We start from the raw sequence: 21,855 nt of genomic DNA on the forward strand, positions 1-21,855 counted from the left end.
CAAGCCCGCTCCCACCGTTGATTCAGGTGGCGCGATTACAGCGCTTTGGCCATGTCGCGCAGTACGTATTTCTGGATTTTCCCCGTAGAGGTCTTGGGCAACAGGGTAAACACCACCGTACGTGGCACCTTGAAACCGGCCAGGTGATCGCGGCAAAAGGCGATGATTTCTATCTCGCGTACCTGCTGGTAATCAGCCTTCAGGGTGATAAAGGCGCAGGGGGTCTCACCCCATTTTTCATCCGGGCGTGCAACCACGGCGGCCTCCATCACGGCGGGATGGCGATACAGCACGCCTTCGACCTCGATGGTTGAGATGTTCTCGCCACCGGAAATGATGATGTCCTTGAGGCGGTCACGAATTTCGACATAACCGTCCGCATGACATACCGCCAGGTCGCCGGTATGGAACCAGCCACCCTCGAAGGCTTCGGCCGTGGCGCTGGGGTTCTTCAGGTATCCCTTCATCACCGTGTTGCCGCGCATGAAGATCTCGCCCATGGTTTCGCCGTCACGGGGCGTGGGGATCAGGGTCTTGGGGTCGGCCACCATCAGCCCTTCCAGCGTGGGGTAGCGCACGCCCTGACGGGACTTTATCTGTGCTCGTTCGGCCAATGGCTGCTCGTCCCACTTGTCATGCCAGGCACAAATGGTGACGGGGCCATACACTTCGGTCAGGCCGTAAACATGGGTCACCTTGATGCCCATTTCTTCCACGGCGCCAATGACTTTGGCCGGTGGCGCCGCCCCTGCAACCATTGCATGTACCGGGTGGTCGATGGCGGCCTTGGCTGACTCGGGCATATTGACCAGTGCATTCAGCACAATCGGCGCACCGCACAAGTGAGTGACCTGATGCTCGCGAATCAGAGTGAGGATTTTTTGCGGATCAACCCGGCGCAGAAACACATGCACACCTGCCAATGCCGTAATGATCCACGGGTAGCACCAGCCGTTGCAGTGGAACATCGGCAAGGTCCACAGGTACACGGGATGGTTGCCGATGGCCCAGACCATCTGGTTGCCCAGGGAGTTGAGGTAGGCCCCGCGATGGTGATACACCACGCCCTTCGGGTTGCCGGTGGTGCCCGACGTATAGTTGAGCGCAATGGCCTGCCACTCGTCTGCGGGCCACTGCCAGTCATACTCGGGGTCGCCTTCAGCCAGCAGTGCTTCATAGTCCAGTGTGCTGACAGGCTGGCCTTCGCCATATTCAGGGTCATCGACATCGATGATCAGCGGCGGATGGTCGAGCATGGCGACAGCGGCATGGACCACGTCATGGAACTCGCGGTCGGCAATCAACACCTTGGCTTCGCCGTGGGCCAGCATGAAGGCAATGGCTTCAGCGTCCAGGCGTACGTTCAGGGCGTTGAGCACTGCGCCGATCATGGGCACCGCAAAATGCGCCTCGAGCATGGCCGGGATGTTGGGCAACATCACCGCTACCGTATCGCCCTGGCCAATCCCGCGCCCGGCAAGTGCGCAGGCCAGTCGGCGACACCGGCTGTACGTCTGCGCCCACGTGCGGCGAATGGAGCCGTGAATGACGGCAGGGTAGTCGGGGTAGACGTTGGCGGTGCGTTCGATGAAGCTCAGGGGGGTCAGGGCAATATGGTTTACGGCAGTCGGCTCAAGGCCGTGCTCAAAAATCGACATGAGGGTCATTCCGGTGGCTGATTGTTAGCTCTATGGCTGCCTGCTCTGCCAATGGCGAGCGGGTCAGTTTTATGTCCGGTCTGACTTATAGCCCACTCTGGGTTTGATATGGAAGTAATACCTAAGCACTATAGTAGTTGTACTATATGGCTAACCACTGCCCAACCGTCAGGATGCCGAATGCCGCCAACCCTGCTGCCCCATGATCCCCAACCCACTGTAGTGCTTGACGCAGACGGCTTGCCGCTGACGGCGAACCGGGCGTTGACCGGCCTGCTGAAGGGCGCGTTGCTGAGCAGCGTGAGTAACCTGTTGCCTGGCAATCTGCCCGAACTGGTTCGGGCCTGCCTGCAACAGGACAGGGCCATAGAGCAGGTAGAAGCACAATGGGATCAACAGGTATGGCTCTGGACACTGATTCCCGATCCCGATAGCCAGTGTGTCGTGGCCCGGGGTCGCGAGGCGAGTACAGAATTGCTGGCGGGGCGTGAAGCGGCCAAGGCCAGGCGCCTTTACCGGCTGATTACCGAAAACACCACTGACCTGATCTCGCGTCACACCCCGGACGGGCGCTTCCTGGATGCCTCCCCGGCGTCCTGGACCCTGCTCGGCTACTGGCCCGAGACACTGCGCGGCACCCGGGCCCAGCGCCTGTTCCATGCTCACGATCTCAAGCTGGCGCTGCGCCAGGCCCGGGATGCCCTGCAACTCGATGGCTATCACACCATGACTTATCGCATTCGCCATCACGGGGGGCATTACCTGTGGTTTGAAACCGCAAGCCGGGCAATCCGTGAAACGTATACCGGGGCGGTGGTTGAGGTGGTCAGTGTGTCGCGGGATATCACTGCCCGTATCCAGGCTGAAGAGAACAAGCGGCGGCTGGCCGATGTGGTGGAGGCCAACCCTGACCCTGTGCTGTTTATCGACCCCGCGGGCGGAGTGTCTTATCTCAATCCGGCGGCCCGGCGCATCCTCGGCCTGTTGCCCGCACAGGGCATGCCTTCATTGGCCGCGTTTCTGACGGCTCACACCCTGGCGATGCTGGAGTCCAGTGGCTGGAGCAGTGCCGAGCAGCAGGGTCTATGGAGTACTGAAACCCGTCTGCAGCCTTTGAATGGCGAGCCTTCGGTGCCTGTGTCGCTATTGCTGCTGGCCCATCGATCGACCGCAGGCGAACGGTTTTTCTCTCTGGTTGCCCGGGATATGCGCGAGCGTGAGTTGCGCGAAGCCCAGCAGCGTCACCATCAGGACGAGATGGCCCACACGACACGGTTGATCACCCTCGGTGAGCTGGCGTCAGGCATCGCCCATGAAATCAACCAACCCCTGGCGGCCGTGGTCAATTACGCCAACGCCAGCCAGCGTTACCTGCAGACCCTGGGCAGCAATCCTGAGGCTGTAGCGCGTGTGGCCCAGGGGCTGGAGCGGATCAATCTGCATGCCAACCATGCCTCTGAAGTGATCAAGCGTCTGCGCAGTTTTCTGCGCAAGGGGCGACGTAACCTGCAAGCGCTGGATGTCAGCGAGGTGGCGCGTCAGGCCGTGAGTCTATGTGCCTGGGAGGCCCGGGAACGCAATGTGGACATCGAGCAGCAATTACCGGACAACCTCGGGCGGGTATACGTCGATCGTGTGCTTCTGGAGCAAGTGCTGCTCAACCTGTTGCGCAATGCCATAGACGCCAACAGCGAGCAGCATCCCGGCCAGGCTTCGCGCATTACCCTGCAGGCGCAGACCGTCGCGGGCGGGGTACTGCAGATCAGCGTGCAGGATCAGGGGCCGGGTGTCAGTGCCGGGCAGCTTGAGCAACTGTTTACGCCGTTTTACACCAGCAAGGTGGATGGGCTGGGGCTGGGGCTGTCGATGAGTCGCAGCATCATTGAAGGCTTCGGCGGTGAACTCGACGCCCGGCCACAACCCGACGGCTTATTGATGTGCTGCAGCTTGCCGTTGATGGCATCACTCAAACCGACAAGAGAGGCAACATGACAACCCAAACCCGGTCTGTGGTGTACGTGGTGGATGACGATCAGGGCATGCTTGACTCGACCGTCTGGCTACTGGAGTCCGTGGGACTGAATGCGCTGGCGTTCACCAGTGGGCAAGCGTTTCTGCACGCGTGCGATCCATCGCTCAGCGCCTGTGTGGTGCTGGATGTCCGCATGCCGGCAATGGGTGGCCTTAACGTGCAACAAGCGCTTCAGGAGCGCGGGATCAAGATGCCGGTGATTTTTGTCAGTGGCCACGCCGATGTGCCGATCGTGGTACGTGCTTTCAAGGCGGGCGCCCATGATTTCATCGAAAAGCCCTATAACCAGCAGTTGCTGCTCGATAGCGTGCAGCAGGCCCTCAGCGGCGGCAACGCACGACAAACGGCAACCCTGGAGCAGACGCAGCTGGAGGCGCGACTGGACAGCCTGACGCCCCGTGAGCGGGATGTGCTCCTGCCCTTGGTCAAGGGCTACACCACCCGTGAAATTGCCGAGCAACTGGCGGTAAGCGTCAAGACCATCGACCTGTATCGCTCCCGGGTGATGAAGCGTATGCAGGCCCGACATTTGCCGGATCTGGTGGGCATGGCCATCGCAGCCGGTTTGGTCGATCCGCTCAGGTTGCGCTAGCCAGTAAAGCCTCAAAGGCGGCCATGACAGCGGGCGTATCGGTATGGGCGACGTTGAAGCGCATGCAGCGGCGCAACCGGGGGTCGAAACCGAACAGTATGCCGGGGGCGAGCACCAGGTCACGGGCAAGCGCCTGCTGCGCCAGTGTTTCTGCATCCAGCCCGGCAGGCAGCGTGACCCAGATAAACATGCCGCCCGCATAGGGCACGCTCAATGTGAAGCCCAGCCCCCGCAGCCATGCAGCCACGCGTGCACCGCTGACCAGCAGGCCTTGCACCACGCGCTTGCGGTGCTTGTGATAAGTGCCGTCATTGAGCATCGAGCACACCACCTGTTCGAGCATTTCCGAAGTGATCCCGCCGCACATCAGCTTCATGTGGGTCAACTCGGCGGCCATTTGGGGGGTGGCCACCACAAAGCTCACCCGCAAGTTGGCACTGAGGGTTTTCGAAAAGCCGCTCAGGTAGGTCACTTGCTCTACGCCTGCCAGAGCCACCAGCCGCGGAGGCGGTTCGGGGTGCAAGTCGCCATAGAGGTCGTCTTCGATAATTGAGCAGTCATGGCGCTTGGCAAGTTCCAGCAGGCCGTAAGCCTGGCTCGGCGTAAAGGAGTGGCCGGTCGGGTTGTGCAGCAGCCCCGTGGTCAGGTAAAGCGTGGGGCGGTGCTGGATGAACAGATTTTCCAGGGCTTGCAGGTCAAGCCCTTGGACGGTGCGTTCCAGCGTCACTACGCGCACGCCGTGCAAGGCCAGATTGGCGTGAAAATTGAAATAGCAGGGCATGTCCAGCAGCACCGTATCGCCGGGCCGCACGCGCAGGCGCAGCAGCATGTCCAGTGCCAGCACGGTATTGGCGGTCGTGATGATCTGTTCGATACCCACATCCAGGCCTTGGCCCAACAGCTTCTGCTGCAAAGCCTGGCGCAATGGCAGATACCCCGCCGGATCGCCATAGCCGGTCAGGCGCAAGGTTGGCGAGCGGCTGAGCTGGCGCACGCTGGCGCGCAGGGCACTGGACTCCAGCCAGCTTTCAGGCAGATGCCCGCTTCCCGGGCGCAGGGCACCGCTGGCGCCGGTCAGGGAGCGGCGCAGGACGCTGCTCAAATCCTGTGGCAACAGGTCAAGGCCAATGGCGCGTCTGGCCACAGGTGCTTTCGACGCCACGAAATAGCCCAGCCCCTGACTGGAGGTAATCCGGCCTTGGCCACGCAAGCGATCCAGCGCCTCAATCAGGGTGAACTTGCTGACACCCCAGTGTTGGGTCATCAGCCGCGCTGAAGGCAGTTTACTGCCGGGGCTGAACTGACCCTGATCGATGGCCTGGCCCAGCGCATCAACAATCTGCTGGACCTTGGGAATGCCGGGCTGGAACGAAACGCTGGGTAAGTGCATGCAGGACCTCATACTTTGCCGGTGATGTTACCAGTAAAGGTCGGTAAAGTTTGCCGGTGGTTGATCTGCCCATTCGGCTACGTCCTGCCTAGACTGCGGTGTCGCTCGCACAGGTTCGAGCGTTGATTGCGGGATGTAACGATCGAAATGGCCACACAACTCACACTGGTTTCCTTTTCTTATTTTCTGGTGTTCTGCGCCACCATGACCTTTAGTCCTGGCCCCATGACCCTGTTGCTGATGGGTTTCGGCATGCAGGAAGGCTTGAAGCGATCAATGCCGGTGCAGCTGGGCGCCAGTGCGGCGTATCTGGTGTCGATCCTGATTTTTGCCGTCGGGTTTGCCGAATTGATCAAAGGCAATCCACTGATCAGCCGTGCACTTCAATACATCGGAGTGGCGTACTTGCTGTATCTGGCCTGGCGGCAATGGAACAGCAACGGGCTGGCGCTGGATCGCACGGCAACCCTGGACAGCGGCTTCAAGGGCCGATTTGGCAAGGGCTTGCTCACCGGTTTCTCGAACCCGAAAACCATCGTCATGTTCAGCGCAGTGTTCCCGCAGTTTGCCGGGCAGGGCAGTGCCACTCGGGCCCAGGACCTGATCGTGCTGGGGCTGGCGTTTTTACTGTTGCAGTTCGCCAGCGGCTGCTTGTATTGCTACTTCGGTCAGCGGATTCGTCGTGTGCTGCAAAGCCCGTCGCGGCAGGTGTTGTTGCAAAGGGCTACGGCAGTGATGCTCTTGGGTGTGGCCCTGATGCTGGCGCGGGGATTTGACAACTGATCAAAACGCTATAAGTGCGCTGAATTATCATGGCTATGGGTTATATTGAGACGTGTTTCAACCCGTATCGAGATTGGTTGTGTCGACTATTGACCCTGCAGTAACCCTGGTATCAGCCATTGAGTTAAATCAGGTTCAAACACCTGTGGCGCTTTATCTTCAGCGTCTTGCTCCCTCCAGCCGGCAAACCATGCGCTATGTCTTGCAGGAGGCGGCAGATCGGCTGGGCGCTGAAGACGTGGCGATTGACGAATTCCCCTGGCATCACTTGCAACCCGGGCATATCACCGCACTGGTGGCTGCATTGCGCGAGGACGGCTACGCGCCCAATACCTCATCGCTGTACGTCAATGCCATTCGCGGCGTCATGAATCAGGCCTGGCAGCAGAGCCTGATTACCCAGGATCATTTGTTGAAGATTCGCGCAGTGAAGGCGGGCGGCGGCTCGCGCCTGGTCAAGGGGCGCAACCTGCGACGCAACCTGATCCGCGAACTGATGGATGTCTGTGCGGCAGATCCGCGTCCGCAAGGGCTCAGGGATGCTGCGATCATTGCGATTCTGTACGGCTCGGGGATGCGCAAGTCGGAGTCGGTGAACATGGACCTTTGTCAGGTCGATGTGGAGCAGCGCAGCTTGCAGGTATTGGGCAAAGGCAACAAGGAACTGATCAAGTTCGCTCCGGTCTGGGCCTTTGAAAAGCTTGAGGCGTGGCTGGCGTTTCGTCGGGCCCAACTGCCGGATGGCGTGAGCGATGACACGTTTCTGTTCAATCGCATCCGCCGCGGCAATCACATCACCCGCGAGCGCATTACCAAGCATGCGATTTACTACATTGCCAAGCAGCGGGGCAAGCAGGTGGGGGTAGACATCATGCCCCACGACTTTCGCCGTTCGTTCATTACCCGCGTGATTGAAGAGTACGACGTATCCATTGCGCAAAAACTGGCCCACCACGCCAACATTGCCACCACCGTCAGCTATGACGTGCGAGATGACAATGAGCGGCGCAATGTGACAGACCGGTTTTTATTGTAGCACAAGCCTTGCGGCATGCGGGTGCTGGGATTTGATGCATCGCGAGCAAGCCCGCTCCCACAGGTTCGTCAAGTGTTGGTTTTAAGCTTGGTCCACAGGCGGGTGGTCAAGCGGGCAACCTTGGCTGGCAGGTCTTCTACGGTGAACAGGGTGTCGATCACTTCCTTGGACGGGTAGATCGCCGGGTCCTGTTTCACGTCTGGGGACAAGTACGCATCCGCCGCCTGATTAGGGTTGGCGTAGTGGATCTGGTTGCTGATATTGGCAATCACTTGCGGGGCCAGCAGGTAGTTCATGTAGGTGTAGGCATTCTTCTCATGGGGCGCGCTTTTGGGCATGACCACCATGTCGAGCCACAATGTGGAGCCTTCCTTTGGAATCGAGTACGCAATATTGATTCCGTTCCTGGCTTCCTTGGCGCTGGCCGCTGCCTGCACCACGTCACCGTTGAAGCCGATCACCGCACAGATATTGCCGTTTGCCAGATCGCTGATGTATTTGGACGCGTGGAAGTACTGAACATAGGGCCGGATTTTCAACAGCGCCTGCTCGGCTTTCTTGTAATCGTCCGGCTCGTGGCTGTGGTGTGGCAGGCCCAGGTAGTTGAGGGTGATGGGCAGCACTTGCGTCGGGTTGTCGATGATCGCGACCCCGCACTGGCTGAGTTTTTTGATGTTGTTTTCATCAAAAAACAGGCTCCAGGACTGGGTGACATCGGTCGTGCCGAAAATGGCCTTGATCTTCTCGACGTTGTAGCCAATCCCCGCCGTTCCCCACATGTAGGGGTAGCCGTACTGGTTGCCGGGGTCGTTGACTTCAAGCTTTTTCATCAAGACCGGATCAAGGTTTTTCCAGTTGGGCAACTGGCTGCGGTCCAGTTTCTGGATGGCACCGGCCTTGATCAGGCGAGACAGGAAATGGTTCGAAGGGCTGACTACGTCATAACCGGTATTGCCGGTCATCAACTTGGATTCCAGGACTTCGTTGCTGTCGTGAATGTCGTACGTTGCCTTGATCCCTGTTTCCTTGGTGAAGGTGGTCAGGGTGTCGTCGGCGATATAGCCGTTCCAGTTGGAAATATTGACGCTCTCGTCCGCCAGGCTGGCTGTGGAAAACGCTGCAAGCATGACCGCAAGGGAAACCGAGTTGATGTGCATGTTCAATCACCTTTTCAAGGAGCTCTTATTCTTTTGTGGTGTGAAAGTTTCAGATTTCTGTTTTGGCCCTGACCGCTTCCATGCGCATTCGCAGCACTGCACCGATATCGAAGAACGGGCGGGGTGGAAGCCAGCCTGGCTGGGCTCTGTCCATGACCGACTGCAGCAGCGCAGAGCTGGCGCCAGATGCCATTTCGGCGAGCAGACGCCCCCACAGAGTGCCGCGGGCAACGCCGGAGCCATTGCATCCGGCCACGGCATAAACCCCTTCTTCGACCTTGGCAAAGTAAGGCTGGCCGCTGCGCGTAGCGCTCAGGTGGCCGGTCCAGGTGTAATGAATGTCTTGCTCCCCGAGTCCGGGGAAGCGACGCTGCAGGCCCAGTACGTGGTGCTTGCGACGCTGAATCAGATCACTGTCGGATAAATCCCGGGTCCGGTATTCCGCCGTGTTGCGGATCATCACCCGGCGATCCGGGGTCAGTCGTACCGTGGCGCCCAACGGACGGGTCGACAGCACGCCCCAAGGCTCAACACTGCCGATGGCCTGGTATTCCATGTCCGTCAGCGGGCGGGTCAGGCTGGCGCTCAGTTCCATCGGGAAGGTCGCGCTGTTGTCGATTCCGGCTCGGGGGATAAATGCATTCAGGCACACCAGCACCCGGGTAGTCTCGATGCTGCCCTGGGTGCCTGCGGCTCGAATCCGACCGCCACTGAGGCGCTCAAGACCGGTGATCTCGGTGTTTTCAAACAGGGTGACATTGGCCGGCAATGAATCCAGCAGGCCTTTCACGTACTTGGCGGGCTGCAGCAAGGCATTGCCATTGCCGCACCAGATCGCGGCCTGGTAATGCCGGGTGCCGAGTTTTTGTGCCAGTTGCGCGCCTTCCAGAAACTGCGCAGACGCGCCCACAGCGCTCAGGGTGTTGAGTTTGGCTTCGACATGATTCAGCTTGCGCGGGTCATTGACGGCGAAGTAGTAGCCCGAGTCCCGGTACTCGCACTCGATGCCGTGGCGTGCAATGCGCATGCGCACTTCTTCACCCGCTGCCTGGCCAATGGATGAGTCCACTGCAAACCCTGCAAACCCGCTTTTGCCGATCAGCTCATCGTCGCCCGGATTTTCGTGGGCCACGGCATATCCGGAGTTACGCGCCGAAGCGCCCTGGGCCGCCCGTTGCCTGTCGACAATCACAATGCGTGCCTCTGGGTGCAGTTCAGCCAGTGAATGGGCCGCACTCAGGCCGGTGATACCGGCACCGATAATGAGCCAGTCGGCTTTCTCTGAGCCTTTGAGGTGATCACGGCAAGGGGAGCTCCCTGCGAGCGCAATCCAGCCACATTCATTTTTCACGGTTCACCTCGTTTGACTGTTGTTCTGACCGCACCCTGGCGTTAATGCATGCACTAATCGCATGACTGCTAGCGGGTAGCGCTCTCTATAGCTTGAATTTAGGCGGTGACAGGTGATATATCCAACGTTATAAATTCATTGATTGATTCTGAAAACGCATGGATAAAATCCGTCACGTACCCTCGCTCCAGGGATTGCAGGCGCTGGTCGAGGTTGCAGACTCGGGCAGCTTCACTCAGGCCGCGCAAACCCTGTGCCTGACTCAAAGTGCTGTCAGCCGCAAGATTCAGCAACTTGAAGCGCATTTCGGTGTTGCACTGTTTGCCCGAACCAGCCGCAACGTTCGCATGACAGGGGAAGGGGAGCAGGTACTGGCCAGTGCCCGCAGTATTCTTGAGCAATTGAAAGTGCTCGAAGACCGGATTTCGCCGCAAAAACGGCCCTTTCGAATTCGCATGCATGTTTCGCTGGCCGTTCGCTGGTTACTGCCAAAGCTGAGCGACTTTTACCTGCAGCATCCGGATATCGCCTTGTCGATTGAGACGGTCGCGACCGAAATTGTCGAACCGGCCAGTGACAGTGACGCCTATATCCTTTATCTGGCACGGCCTTCGAACGATCCGGCCTGTATGGCGCTCTTTGACGAAGCACTGGTGCCAGTGTGTGCGCCGGGCCTGGGCCCGCTGACGTCGATGGAGCAGCTTGTGCACTTTGCGCTGTTGCATCGCTCGGCCGACCAGCAAGCCTGGATTGACTGGCTGGCAGCGAACGGAGGCAAATCGCTGCAGGCCTACAGGCATATTCCGTTCAATCTCGACGAGCTGGCACTGGATGCCGCAGCGCGGGGCCTGGGTGTGGCAGTGACCGACATGACCCTGGCGGCAGAGTCCATTCAACGCGGGGTGTTGATTGTCCCGTTCGGCGAGCCGTTAAAGACCGGTGGCAACTATTCGCTGTGCCTGCAGCCGTCGGCGAACTCCCATCCGGCGTGTTCCGAAGTGCTGCAATGGTTTGCCCGACAGGCCGAGTGATAATGGAAGAGGGGGGAGACTTGTTAAATTTTGTAATAAGTCTTCTCGCAGGAATATTTATAAATCGCTGTAGGATTGCCTCCCCAATTCAATACAGGTTTGTATGAACGCCCTACAGGAACCACCCAGTCGCAGCTCTGAGCCTGCGCCCCTTCTTCGCTTGATCACCTCTGTCGAGCGCGCTTTACCTTTCTCCAGCCCTCCGTTTTGCGATAGCACATCCGCTGCTACGCTTGCCCGTGCGCGCTCGTCGTTAACCCTGAACCTTCGTGAGATTGACTGATACCTATGGAATGGATTGCAGATCCCACGGCCTGGCTCGGCCTGTTGACGTTGATTGTGCTGGAACTGGTACTGGGCATTGATAACCTGGTGTTTATCGCCATCCTGGCGGACAAGTTGCCGCCGGAGCAGCGCGACCGTGCCCGGGTGATCGGTCTTACCCTTGCACTGGTGATGCGCCTGGGCCTGCTGGCCAGCATCTCGTGGATCGTCACGCTGACGGCGCCGTTGTTTGAAGTATTCGACAAATCGTTCTCGGGTCGCGACCTGATCATGCTGTTCGGTGGTCTGTTCCTGTTGTTCAAGGCGACGATGGAATTGCATGAACGACTGGAAGGGCATGTGGCCGAACGTACATCAAACATGGGCTACGCCATGTTCTGGCCGATCGTGGCGCAGATTGTGGTGCTCGATGCCGTGTTCTCCCTGGATGCCGTAGTGACTGCTGTGGGCATGGTTGAACACCTGTCGGTGATGATGATCGCGGTGGTGTTCTCGATCGGCTTGATGATCATTGCCAGCAAACCCCTGACCAAATTCGTCAACAGTCATCCGACAGTGATCATGCTGTGTCTGGGCTTCCTGATGATGATCGGCTTCAGCCTGACCGCCGAAGGCCTGGGCTTCCACATTCCCAAGGGCTACCTGTATGCAGCCATCGGCTTCTCGATCCTGATCGAAGTGCTGAACCAGATTGCCCGTGCGCGTCGCAAGAAAAGCGTGCAGGGTCTGCGCCCGATGCGCGAGCGTACGGCTCATGCAGTCTTGCGTTTGCTGGGCGGTCGTACCTTGAATGCAGATGAAGTGGGCGAAGACATTGCTGACATGCTTGAAGGCGGCGAAGACAAGGAAGTTTTCCACCGACGCGAACGCGTGATGATCAGTGGCGTACTGCAACTGGCAGAGCGCCCGATTCGTACCGTGATGACGCCTCGGGCCGAGATCGATCATATCGACCTCGCGGATTCAGCAGACACCATTCGTACGACGCTGATGCACTCGTCGTACTCTCGACTGCCGCTGATCCGCGAAGGCCGGGTTGACGAGCCGCTGGGCTTTATTCATAAAAAGGAATTGCTCAAAGAGCTGTTGGCAGGTCACGAACCTGATCTGGAAGCCATGGCCCGCAAGGCCATCAACCTGCTGGACAGTTTCACGATACTCAATGCTCTGGAGCAGATGCGCAAAGAGTCGACGCACATTGCGTTCGTCATCAACGAGTTCGGTGACTTTATCGGCCTGTTGACCATGACCGACATTCTGGAGTCCATTGCCGGCGAACTGCCGGATGCCAGCGAGATCGAAGGGCCCAATATCGTTGCCCGCGAGGATGGTTACCTGGTCAGTGGTGCATTGAACCTGAGCCAGATCCGTCAGCACATCGGCTTTGCAGCCAAGGCTACGGATGACTATCAGACAATAGCCGGGATGGTCATGAGTTTGCTGGATCGCCTGCCGATGATTGGCGACAAGCTGGAGTGGGAAGGCTGGACCATGACTGTGGTCGAGGTAGAAGAGCGTCGAGTGACGCGGGTGTTGCTGAGCAAGCCTGCAGAGGTTTTGGCTTAAACATGGCACCTGTGGGAGCCGGGCTTGCCCGCGATGGCAATACCTCGGTCAGTCAGACCGAGGTACTGCATCCCACAAGGGTAGTGTTTACTGGCTGTCAGGCAGCGCGTAAGCGATCACGTAATCGCCACGATCAGGCGACTGGCGTGCACCACCGGCGGTGATGACGATGTATTGCTTGCCTGTTTTAGGCGATACAAATGTCATCGGGCCGCCCTGGCTGCCGACTGGCAGGCGGGCTTTCCAGGCTTCTTCACCGTTGGCCGAGTTAAAGGCGCGCAAGTAGTAGTCCTGGGTCCCTGCGATAAACACCAGGCCACCTTGAGTGGACAGCGTACCGCCCAGCGTCGGCATGCCGATTGGCAGTTGCAGACCCATTTTGATCCCCAGCGGGCCGGTGTCCTGAACGGTGCCGACTGGCACTTGCCAGGCGATTTTCTGGGTCTTCATGTCGATGGCCGTCAGCGTCCCGAAAGGCGGTGCCTGGCACGGAATGCCTGCCACCGACAGGAATCGGTTCTTGTTCACGGCATAAGGCGTGCCCTTGAGCGGTACTGCGCCCATCCCGGTGTTCAGTGCTTCACCGCCGGAAGAAGCCTTGGCGTCTTTTTGTTGCGGCACCATCTGAACCCACAAGCCCAGACGCATATCGTTGACGAAGATAAAGCCGTGTACCGGGTCAGTCGACAGGCTGCCCCAGTTCATGCCACCCAGTGACCCCGGGAAGCTCAGCGACACGTCAGTGCCTGGCGCGGTGTACAGGCCTTCGTAACGCATTTTCTTGAACGAGATACGGCACAGCATCTGGTCGAAGGGGGTGGCACCCCACATGTCAGATTCAGTCAGTGTCTGCGCGCCGATCTGAGGCATGCCCACGGACTTAGGTTGAGTCAGCGAGTAGGGCTCATCAGGGATGTTCGACGGCTTGACCGCAACTTCTTCGACTTTGGTCAGCGGCTGACCCGTGTGACGATCCAGCACAAAAATCTGACCGGCCTTGGTACCGATCACCAGGGCAGGCACCTTGCTGCCATCTGGCTTGGCAAAGTCGATCAAGCTTGGCTGCATAGGCAGATCGAAGTCCCACAGGTCATTGTGGACGGTCTGGTACACCCATTTTTCTTCACCGGTAGTCGCGTTAAGCGCCAATACGGATGCGCCGTACTTGTGATTCAGAGCGGTACGTTCCACGCCGTAGATATCGGTGGACGAACTGCCCATCGGCAAAAACACGGTGTTCATCAGCGGGTCGTAGGACATCGGCGCCCAGCTGTTAGGCGTGCTGCGAACGTAGGTCTTGCCGTCAGCCGGGGCGTGTTTGTCTTCTGGATTGCCCGGATCAAAAGCCCAGCGCATGGCGCCCGTGATCACGTCGAAACCGCGGATAACGCCGCCTGGCATGTCGGTTTGCACGTTATCGGCAACACGGCCGCCCACCACCACTGTGGTGCCAGCCATCAACGGCGCTGACGACAGCTGGTAGTAGGAGTCAGGCACATTGCCCAGCCCGTTTTTGAGATCAACCTGGCCATTGGTGCCGAAGTCCGGGCAGAACTGGCCGGTATCCGCGTCCACAGCAATCAGGCGTGCATCGATGGTATTGGTCAACAGCCGACGCTGGCACGCAGCAACGGGGGCAACGCTGACGGCCGCTGCCGGAGTGCTGCCATCGGTAGGCTGGGTGACGGCGCCAGTGGCGTCAAAATAGGCCAGGCCACGGCAACGCTGCCAGACGGCTGCCTGTGCATTGATGTTGTTTTTCCACAGCTCTTTACCCGTGTCGGCGTCCAGGGCAATGAGGTTGTTGTGCGGTGTGCAGATGAAAACCTTGTCGCCCACTTGCAGCGGGGTCATTTGATCTTCCGCACCGTTGCCGTTGCTGATGGCCACGTCGCCGGTCTGGTAAGTCCAGGCCGGAACCAGTTTGGACACGTTGCTGCGGTTGATCTGGTCCAGTGCCGCGAAGCGGCTGCCGCCCTCGTCGTTACCGTAATGTGCCCAGTCTTTCTGGGCCTTGTCCGGATCAACCTTGGTCAGGCCGGGACCGTTGCCGGTTGGTGCGACCGAAGCGTGTGGCTGAAACATCCCCCAGGCACCGGCAACGATGGCCACAGCCAGCACTGCGCCGAGCGCGTAGCCGGCGTTGCCGTTGAGTCCGTTGGCCTTGCGCAGAGTCGGGTAAACCAGCGCCACGACCAGGCTCAGTACCGCGAGGGCGAACAGGCGTGAAACCAGCGGCCAGAACACCAGTCCGGCGTCGACCACTGCCCAGATCACACTGGCAACCATGACGGCGGCGAACAGCCAGGCACCTGCAAGGCGCTTTTTGAACAGGAGAATGGACGAGGCAACCATCCCCAGGCCTGCGAGCAGGAAGTACAGGCTGCCACCCAGCGTGGCGAGGTAACCGCCGCCGGCTACATAGAGCAATCCGAAAACAAGCACACCGAGAGCGGCGACCCAGATGGGCCAACGGCTTACAGCTGCCGAAGGTTGGGAATTAATCATTTTTCATGACCCTATTGATGCATGAACGGTTGGGAGGAGGGTATAGCGTTTAACTGTAGCGACTTGCAGGGCAGGGGCAGGCGCGTTCGGAGTTTCTTCACGTCGTCGTGGCCCATGCAGGGCGAGTCAACAGAGCGAGGAAAGGTCGAAATAGTTATGTACTAAACAGTTAGTTTCCCAACTTTAACAAAAACACGGCCCTGCGACAAATTGTCAGTGCCCTCACGGGTAGGGGGTGCCATCTTTATGGGCGAAATGCCATTTGCCATCAGCCTGCGTAATGGCCTGCAGATCGTCAGAGGGGTAGGTCACGCAATCGCCTGGGCTGCGGTCGCCGACTTCAAGAATGACGCAGACGGCGTCCGTCCTGTTTTCCAGATGGTGGGCAAGGCCTTTGGCGGGAAAGCCTGCGACCATCCCCGGGGCCAGTTGCAGCGTGTCATCCCCTCGAAGCAGGGTGGGATGACCTTCCAGCACATAGATAAATTCATCCTGCTGCGAGTGCGAATGATGAAGCGCCGAAAGGCTCCCCGGGGGAAGGTGGATGAGATTCACGCCAAAATTTTTCAGATTGAACAGATCTCCCAAGGGTCGCTTGGAACGGCCCAGCATCAGGGAAGCGAAGGGCTGCGGGTAATTGCTGGGGCGGGTTCGCTCTGGGGTATCGAGCGCATAGATCGGATCAGGCTCAGTGGGGCGAGTCATTTTGCATCCCTCACGCTCAGCGGGCAGTGGCAAAGCCAAAGCATAGTTGCTCCTGGCCTGTGCAATCAGTACAAGCGCCGGGTTTTTGTGAGGGAAAGAGGCATAAACAGGGGTTATTTATAACTATACTAAATGGTTGTTTAGTAGAGCTATAACTAGATCATCTTAAAAAGGCCGATAATAGCAGGATTGGCCTCTCATTCAACCAGTTTCGCGCCCGCGAAACTCTCGTTTCGACCTCTCTATAATCCTGAATGCGCATGTGGAGACTTAGAATTTTTGTTGTGCCTGCGACGGGTATACTCCTTTTATACAATCACCGATAAAAGTCGTTCGCTCACCGTAGGTTGACTCAGTTAATGAGGTTTCCATACGTCCTGTCCGTCGATTAATTTTGGCTGTTTCAAGTAAAATAATGCTGTTATCGGTTCTTCGTAATACACCAGTTTCTTGGATGAGATTGCTGTCTACAGTGACTGTACACTCGCTATACTTGAGCTCACATGAGGGTATAAAACGCTCTTCATCACCACTGAAATAATGCAAAGACCTCTGATATCTATTGTTAGGATCGATTTTTATAAGGTATTGAGCCTCGGTTCTTTTCTTATCTTTCAGACCAATGTTCTCACCGCTGCACTCTAAGACAATCATGCTGGAAGTAATTGGCGTTTTACTATCAGTTTCATTACATCCTGAAAGTAATATAAGTGTCGCTAGTAACGTTTTTTTCATAAGTACTCATAAGCGGAATTAGATTTTTCTGATTCGATCATAGGGCAAATATACAATCATGTCGCCAGTGCCGGTGCCATCGGCAACTCTTAGCAGGTCACCGTCCTGCGTTGGTTTTCAGTACCTGATGCACGGTTCATGGTTTTGATCCCAAGATGGTCAGAGGTCGATAATGCCTGTCTGCCTGTTGAAAAGCAGCCTCCACTGACCCTGACGCCTCAATACGGAGGTTCGCATAATGTATATTATGTTAAATCACGTATCCCTCTGCAGAAACACACGCTATTAGCGGCACCTAAAAACCAGAGATTCAGATTTAAAAATCGTTACATGCTAAATGTCAGCACTCCTTGAAAATGAGAAAACTTCCATAAATAAAATAATGCTTTAGGGGCAAGCAGTTACGACCATAATCAGTAATTTCACGGTTGCTTCGGAGCGTGGACACCCCTTCGTAAATAAGAAAGTGTTGGGCGGATTGTAAAAGAATAAATACCGGTGAAAACCCCACTCCGTCATCGCGATACCTCTCAGAAGAAGCATCGGCGCAAGACAGCGTTGCACATGGAAAAAATGATCCTTATATATGATAAATACGCTCGAGTTTGCTCCGGGCGTCAACGTCGGGCAGGAAAATCAAAATTCAATCCTGCGAGTGAGACGGACGGTTCTTGATCCTGATGACAATGAGGCAAGCTTTCATCCAATCAGATATCCAGCTTATTCAATGAAAGACTGGCCTCGCTCTTCTCAACCTCAACCTTCGCGTCTGACTCACTGTCCTCGTATTCCGGCACCAATGATTCAGGGCTAGTCAGATAAAGGGCAAGCAATTTATGGTGTGGGTAGCGGTTCTCAAAATGCCTGACCACCCCCTTGAAAATGCTTTCACCGGTGGGTGTGCCAGCAACTCGGCGAATCACATAGTCAGCGATAGCCAGGCGCACCTCGATCTCGTTTGAATCGAGTGGAAGGTCGTCGTAACCATCTTCAAACCGGCTATAGGGGCGGTATCTAACGGGTTCATCAGTCATAGTTCAAACATCCTGCGCGGGTTTAATTTGATAGGTCACATGCCGCACGCGAAATTCCGGTGTTGGAATTGATCGCTTATGCAGAATTTCAGCTCTATCTTTAAAGTACTTCAACACCAACACAAATGAAACCACCGGAATCTTGTGTACGGGCAGCGAAACCTAGGAATAGAACGCCCCGCGACATTTTTCTAACTGAATATTTTGGTCATCCGATTAACTTAGGTTTCGGTCGACCAACGAGTGAGGCATCCCATGATTGATGAGGTTTCAACCAGTCCATCCTCAACCGTACAGACACCAAGAGAAGTGGCAGCGATAAGGCTAGGTTTGACATAGATGTAATATCCGATAACGCGCAGACTCGGTTATTGCAGGGCTGCCGAACGCTGCCTATCATCGAAGTACGTACTTTCGTCTCTTATTTGGTGCTTACATGACTAAAACTCCAACTCCTTTATTTGAAACGTACAACCGTTTCCGAAACCTAAATTTTAGTCGTGTGATTGATGAGCTGCCTCTTGTCTCTCAGTACCTGTTCTCCTTTCCGTCAGAGTTGAAGGCTCAAGATGGTTACCTGGCGGTACGCGGATTTCTAAAATCCTACTCACACAATGAAGCCACGTTCAATTCCTACCGCACCCATGTTGAACGTCTGCTGCTGTGGTCTCTTCTGATCGCCAAGAAGCCGCTTCTCGAACTCAAACGCCATGATTGTGAGAGCTTCTTGGAGTTTTGCATACAGCCTCGTCCTGAGTGGATTGGCCCTGTCGTCAAATCGAGATTTACCCGGGTGGGAGGTCGTAAGGCTGCTGAAACTGACACCCACATCATCAACGATAAATGGCGGCCCTTTAACGTCAAAATCGATAAGCAAATTCGCAAGGTCGCTGCGGAGAACTGTAAAGATGTAGATGAAACAGCCTACAAAATGTCTGCTGGTTCGATGGGTCAGGTGTTTGCTGTTTGTGGCAGTTTTTTTCAGTACACAATCGACGAAGGCCTGACCGCTAACGCCAATCCTATTCGGTCCGTGAAACAAAAATCCAACTTTAAGCAGCGCAACACGGTGATCAGCTCTGGTAAGGCGCTGACTCCGCTCCAGTGGAATTATGTAATCGAGACCGCAGAGGTCATGGCTGCAGAGGATCCTAGGCACGAGCGTACGCTATTCATTGTGGCCACCCTCTTCTCTCTCTACCTCCGAATCTCTGATCTCGTCGGTCGGGACAACTGGAAGCCTACAATGGGTTCGTTTGAGTACGACGGTGAAAATTGGTGGTTCAACGTTGTCGGTAAGGGCAACAAGTCCGCGAAAATTAGCGTGCGAGACGAATACATTGAAGCCTACTTGAAGCGTTATCGGACCACCCTCTCCCTTCCCCCCTTGCCGTCTTACAAGGAGAGTACCCCACTAGTCACAACGGTCAGAGGTCGAGCTGGCCTGTCAGATCGTTACATTCGTGCCCTCATTCAGATTGTGTTCGATAAATCACTTCAGTGCATGAAGGATGAGGGTCAAACTGATTTAGAGATGGACAAGCTTCGGTCGGCATCCCTACATTGGTTGCGTCACACGGCGGCTACATTTGACGCGCCATTTCGTGACATCAAAGATCTCCAAGCGGACTTACGCCACGAGAGTATGTCGACAACTCAGAACACCTATTACAACTCGCTGGATCAGAATCGTGCCAAGTCAGTTAAGGGGCTCAGGATCAAGGACAGAGGTTAGGATTTAGCTAAAACCAGCAAAGTTTAGACGATTTAATTATTTGCCCGATTCCGTTAAACCAACGGCTCGCAACATAGTTAGCGGTGTGTTTACGGGCTTGGAGCTCGAAGAATGAAACGGCGCCTGGGAGCTCTCAGAGAGGAGCGTGTAATCACAGATAAACCAGTTAAGCGTATCCCTTCCAGCCATTTCGAAGAAAAGGCAGAAAAACTCCCACTCACTGCCGACGAGATCGATGTCCACTTGGCCATCGCCGATTTTGTGATTCGCCAGTTCAACGCAACAGTTGCCGGAGAAAAGGTTTTTTACGCGCTGGTAAAGCGTTTTGAAAATCGTTATCCGCATCACAAGCTGTTAAGTAATTGCCTTTTGTGTCCGGGATACCTAGTTCCTGACCCAGATGACGAGGAAGCTTAAGTCCCTCGCTCAAAATTCCACGGTGGAACTTCTGGTCATAACACCGTAGGGCTCTGCCCAGCTACCCGGTCTGCTTTGCGACGCGACAGGAGCACGGGACGACGGAGCTGTCCCACGCTCCTTTGCAGAGGCTAAATAAAACGAGGAAAGGTAAAGGGGGCGCTTCGCCCGGGACTCCGTTCGCCGCGATGATGAAGCTATCACGACGAGCCGGGGTCGCGACCCTTGATCTAAAGTTCCATCGTGGAACTTTAGATGGGATAGATGGCAGAGACTTGGAGAAGTTCCACAGTGGAACTTGTCACCTAGCTGCTGACCTTGAATGCCTCCAAGTGTTTTGGCCGCAATCATCGTTTCACCAATAGACCGCACGGCTGTCTCGGCAATGGCAGATGGAATGCCCTCAGGCAGCTGTATGGATTTTTCATAAGTGGATACCAGAAGAATACCGAAAACGGTAATGCCCAGTCCGGTGCCAAGGTCGTAACTCGTGGCTTCAAGGGCTCCCGCAGAGCCCGCTTTCTCCATTGGAATGCTGTTCATGATCGCCACTGACGAGGCGGTTAAACCAATGCTGAGGGAAAGCCCCAGAGCCACCAGCATCACAATAACGGCCACCCCGCCGCTGCCCAGGTGTATTTGGGCCAACCCGACAAGACTGGCCGCAGACACCAGCAACGAGCAACTCGCAACCCACCTCAGGCCAATCGCCCGAAGGATGACGCCTGCAAGAGGCCCACCGATTGCAGCCGCAATCATGAGCGGCATCATGAAAATACCGGCCTCCAGGGGGGTACGCCCCATGACGAACTGCAGTTCTTGAGCCAGCAGCAATTCGAACCCGGCAAGCGCACCCATGGTGACGAGAGCCATGACGATACCGGTGCTGACCGCCGGAATGGAAAAAAGGCTCAGATCAAGCATCGGCGTCGAGGTATTAAGTTGCTTGCGTACAAACCAGACAAGCATCAGCGCTCCGAATACAAAACAGGCACCGGTAACGAATAGAGAGCTGTTGGTTTTGAAGCCCGACTTGAGGGCGTAAACACTTGCCATGACACCCAGGATCAGAATCACGGACTGTCCGATGGTCCAGTTTCCATCGCCGACCACACTTCGTCGCGGTATGTAGGCGATCACTAAGGGGATGACCAGCAGCATCACGGGCACATTGATCAGGAAGACCGATCCCCACCAGAAATGCTCAAGCAGTGCGCCACCCACCAAGGGCCCGATGGCGGCTCCGGTGGAAGCAACTGCGCCCCAGATACCCAGCGCCACGGCTTGATCGCTCTGATCTTCAAATGTTTGTCGAATAATCGCGAGGACGCTGGGCATGACCATGGCGCCACCGAATGCCATGAACGCCCGGGCCCCGATCAACGATCCAACATTCGGAGAAAAGGCGGCCAATACGGAACCGGCGCAGAAGATACCCAGTCCAGCCAGCAGCATTCGGCGATGGCCGACCCTGTCCGCCAGCGTGCCCATGGGAATCAGCAGGCTGGCCATCAACAACGGGTAGATGTCGATGATCCACAGAATCTCGGTACCCGTTGCTTGCAACGCAAGGGTCAGTGACGGAACTGCGACATGAAGAATGGTGTAATCCAGGACAATCGGCATGAAAGCCAGAATGACCGACATGAGGACTAACCAACGGTTTGAATTGCCATTAGACACAATAAAGAGACCTTTTTTACCGGGATCCCGGCTTTCAAACGCTTGTCAGCCATTTGAAGCCGTTGTCGTTACCACGCTTGCGCCCCAAGGCTGCGCCGCGATGCTAACCGAAATCCCCCCGCTTTCCCGCCGTGCAAATGTGAAGCTTTGTGAAGTC

17 protein-coding genes are annotated in these 21,855 nt (G+C 56.5%); 8 read left to right on the top strand and 9 right to left on the bottom strand.

Going from position 1 to position 21,855, the window contains the following annotated elements:
• Window positions 1-35: 35 nt before the first annotated feature.
• Window positions 36-1,658: an acyl-CoA synthetase gene (locus AC19YQ_RS19285; RefSeq protein WP_133078086.1), complete on the bottom strand. Its 1,623-nt coding sequence runs from the start codon at window positions 1,656-1,658 to the stop codon at window positions 36-38.
• 180 nt (window positions 1,659-1,838) lie between these two features.
• Between AC19YQ_RS19285 and AC19YQ_RS19290 the strand changes: the two genes are divergently transcribed.
• Both AC19YQ_RS19290 and AC19YQ_RS19295 read left to right on the top strand, forming a co-directional pair.
• Window positions 1,839-3,650: a PAS domain-containing sensor histidine kinase gene (locus AC19YQ_RS19290; RefSeq protein ID WP_133078087.1), complete on the top strand. Its 1,812-nt coding sequence runs from the start codon at window positions 1,839-1,841 to the stop codon at window positions 3,648-3,650.
• Window positions 3,647-4,282, top strand: a complete 636-nt coding sequence (locus AC19YQ_RS19295; RefSeq protein ID WP_219261879.1) for a response regulator transcription factor — start codon at window positions 3,647-3,649, stop codon at window positions 4,280-4,282. Before AC19YQ_RS19290 ends, AC19YQ_RS19295 begins: the two co-directional genes overlap by 4 nt.
• On the opposite strand, the gene AC19YQ_RS19300 is transcribed toward AC19YQ_RS19295, so the two are convergent.
• Window positions 4,269-5,672: an aminotransferase-like domain-containing protein gene (locus AC19YQ_RS19300; RefSeq protein WP_219261880.1), complete on the bottom strand. Its 1,404-nt coding sequence runs from the start codon at window positions 5,670-5,672 to the stop codon at window positions 4,269-4,271. The two genes, AC19YQ_RS19295 and AC19YQ_RS19300, sit on opposite strands and share 14 nt — an antisense overlap.
• A gap of 147 nt (window positions 5,673-5,819) precedes the next feature.
• Between AC19YQ_RS19300 and AC19YQ_RS19305 the strand changes: the two genes are divergently transcribed.
• Together AC19YQ_RS19305 and AC19YQ_RS19310 are read left to right on the top strand one after the other, a co-directional pair.
• Complete coding sequence (locus AC19YQ_RS19305) at window positions 5,820-6,455, top strand: LysE family translocator (protein WP_219261881.1); 636 nt, start codon at window positions 5,820-5,822, stop codon at window positions 6,453-6,455.
• 88 nt (window positions 6,456-6,543) lie between these two features.
• Window positions 6,544-7,491: a site-specific integrase gene (locus AC19YQ_RS19310; RefSeq protein WP_326427712.1), complete on the top strand. Its 948-nt coding sequence runs from the start codon at window positions 6,544-6,546 to the stop codon at window positions 7,489-7,491.
• A 68-nt stretch (window positions 7,492-7,559) separates the two neighbouring features.
• On the opposite strand, the gene AC19YQ_RS19315 is transcribed toward AC19YQ_RS19310, so the two are convergent.
• Window positions 7,560-8,648, bottom strand: coding sequence for a polyamine ABC transporter substrate-binding protein (locus AC19YQ_RS19315; protein ID WP_133078091.1), 1,089 nt, complete (start codon window positions 8,646-8,648; stop codon window positions 7,560-7,562).
• Window positions 8,649-8,697: 49 nt separating this feature from the next.
• A complete protein-coding gene (locus AC19YQ_RS19320; RefSeq protein ID WP_500595687.1) occupies window positions 8,698-9,999 on the bottom strand; it encodes an NAD(P)/FAD-dependent oxidoreductase in 1,302 nt (433 codons plus the stop codon).
• Window positions 10,000-10,157: 158 nt separating this feature from the next.
• Between AC19YQ_RS19320 and AC19YQ_RS19325 the strand changes: the two genes are divergently transcribed.
• Window positions 10,158-11,030, top strand: a complete 873-nt coding sequence (locus AC19YQ_RS19325) for a LysR substrate-binding domain-containing protein (protein ID WP_133078093.1) — start codon at window positions 10,158-10,160, stop codon at window positions 11,028-11,030.
• 288 nt (window positions 11,031-11,318) lie between these two features.
• Entirely contained in the window at window positions 11,319-12,881 is a 1,563-nt protein-coding gene (locus tag AC19YQ_RS19330; RefSeq protein WP_133078094.1) for a TerC family protein, read from the top strand.
• Between the two features lie 87 nt (window positions 12,882-12,968).
• Here AC19YQ_RS19330 and AC19YQ_RS19335 read toward each other — a convergent pair whose 3' ends face one another.
• From AC19YQ_RS19335 to AC19YQ_RS19350, 4 genes are all read right to left on the bottom strand, one after another.
• Window positions 12,969-15,389 carry a glucose/quinate/shikimate family membrane-bound PQQ-dependent dehydrogenase gene (locus AC19YQ_RS19335; protein WP_500595688.1) on the bottom strand — a complete coding sequence of 807 codons (2,421 nt, stop codon included), beginning with the start codon at window positions 15,387-15,389 and terminating at the stop codon, window positions 12,969-12,971.
• Between the two features lie 222 nt (window positions 15,390-15,611).
• Complete coding sequence (locus tag AC19YQ_RS19340) at window positions 15,612-16,133, bottom strand: cupin domain-containing protein (RefSeq protein ID WP_500595689.1); 522 nt, start codon at window positions 16,131-16,133, stop codon at window positions 15,612-15,614.
• Between the two features lie 231 nt (window positions 16,134-16,364).
• Complete coding sequence (locus AC19YQ_RS19345) at window positions 16,365-16,829, bottom strand: hypothetical protein (protein WP_500595690.1); 465 nt, start codon at window positions 16,827-16,829, stop codon at window positions 16,365-16,367.
• Window positions 16,830-17,536: 707 nt separating this feature from the next.
• Window positions 17,537-17,863 (bottom strand): hypothetical protein, encoded by a 327-nt coding sequence (locus AC19YQ_RS19350; RefSeq protein ID WP_500595691.1) that lies wholly within the window; start codon window positions 17,861-17,863, stop codon window positions 17,537-17,539.
• A 436-nt stretch (window positions 17,864-18,299) separates the two neighbouring features.
• Here AC19YQ_RS19350 and AC19YQ_RS19355 point away from each other — a divergent pair, with 436 nt between their 5' ends.
• The gene (locus AC19YQ_RS19355; RefSeq protein ID WP_500595692.1) at window positions 18,300-19,598 is read left to right on the top strand and encodes a tyrosine-type recombinase/integrase; all 1,299 of its coding nucleotides are present in this window, start codon (window positions 18,300-18,302) and stop codon (window positions 19,596-19,598) included.
• Between the two features lie 111 nt (window positions 19,599-19,709).
• Entirely contained in the window at window positions 19,710-20,015 is a 306-nt protein-coding gene (locus AC19YQ_RS19360) for a hypothetical protein (protein ID WP_500595693.1), read from the top strand.
• 9 nt (window positions 20,016-20,024) lie between these two features.
• Here the strand turns inward: AC19YQ_RS19360 and AC19YQ_RS19365 are convergent, their stop codons facing one another.
• Window positions 20,025-21,662 (bottom strand): MFS transporter, encoded by a 1,638-nt coding sequence (locus AC19YQ_RS19365; protein ID WP_500595694.1) that lies wholly within the window; start codon window positions 21,660-21,662, stop codon window positions 20,025-20,027.
• Window positions 21,663-21,855: the final 193 nt, after the last annotated feature.

It is taken from the genome of Pseudomonas sp. MF06569, assembly GCF_059862735.1.

Coding starts and splice junctions, on each gene's coding strand:
- AC19YQ_RS19335 (WP_500595688.1), bottom strand. CDS start 15,389: ATGATTAATTCCCAACCTTCGGCAGCTGTAAGCCGTTGGCCCATCTGG.
- AC19YQ_RS19295 (WP_219261879.1), top strand. CDS start 3,647: ATGACAACCCAAACCCGGTCTGTGGTGTACGTGGTGGATGACGATCAG.
- AC19YQ_RS19355 (WP_500595692.1), top strand. CDS start 18,300: ATGACTAAAACTCCAACTCCTTTATTTGAAACGTACAACCGTTTCCGA.
- AC19YQ_RS19290 (WP_133078087.1), top strand. CDS start 1,839: ATGCCGCCAACCCTGCTGCCCCATGATCCCCAACCCACTGTAGTGCTT.
- AC19YQ_RS19305 (WP_219261881.1), top strand. CDS start 5,820: ATGGCCACACAACTCACACTGGTTTCCTTTTCTTATTTTCTGGTGTTC.
- AC19YQ_RS19285 (WP_133078086.1), bottom strand. CDS start 1,658: ATGTCGATTTTTGAGCACGGCCTTGAGCCGACTGCCGTAAACCATATT.
- AC19YQ_RS19360 (WP_500595693.1), top strand. CDS start 19,710: ATGAAACGGCGCCTGGGAGCTCTCAGAGAGGAGCGTGTAATCACAGAT.
- AC19YQ_RS19315 (WP_133078091.1), bottom strand. CDS start 8,648: ATGCACATCAACTCGGTTTCCCTTGCGGTCATGCTTGCAGCGTTTTCC.
- AC19YQ_RS19345 (WP_500595690.1), bottom strand. CDS start 16,829: ATGAAAAAAACGTTACTAGCGACACTTATATTACTTTCAGGATGTAAT.
- AC19YQ_RS19350 (WP_500595691.1), bottom strand. CDS start 17,863: ATGACTGATGAACCCGTTAGATACCGCCCCTATAGCCGGTTTGAAGAT.
- AC19YQ_RS19365 (WP_500595694.1), bottom strand. CDS start 21,662: ATGTCGGTCATTCTGGCTTTCATGCCGATTGTCCTGGATTACACCATT.
- AC19YQ_RS19325 (WP_133078093.1), top strand. CDS start 10,158: ATGGATAAAATCCGTCACGTACCCTCGCTCCAGGGATTGCAGGCGCTG.
- AC19YQ_RS19300 (WP_219261880.1), bottom strand. CDS start 5,672: ATGCACTTACCCAGCGTTTCGTTCCAGCCCGGCATTCCCAAGGTCCAG.
- AC19YQ_RS19330 (WP_133078094.1), top strand. CDS start 11,319: ATGGAATGGATTGCAGATCCCACGGCCTGGCTCGGCCTGTTGACGTTG.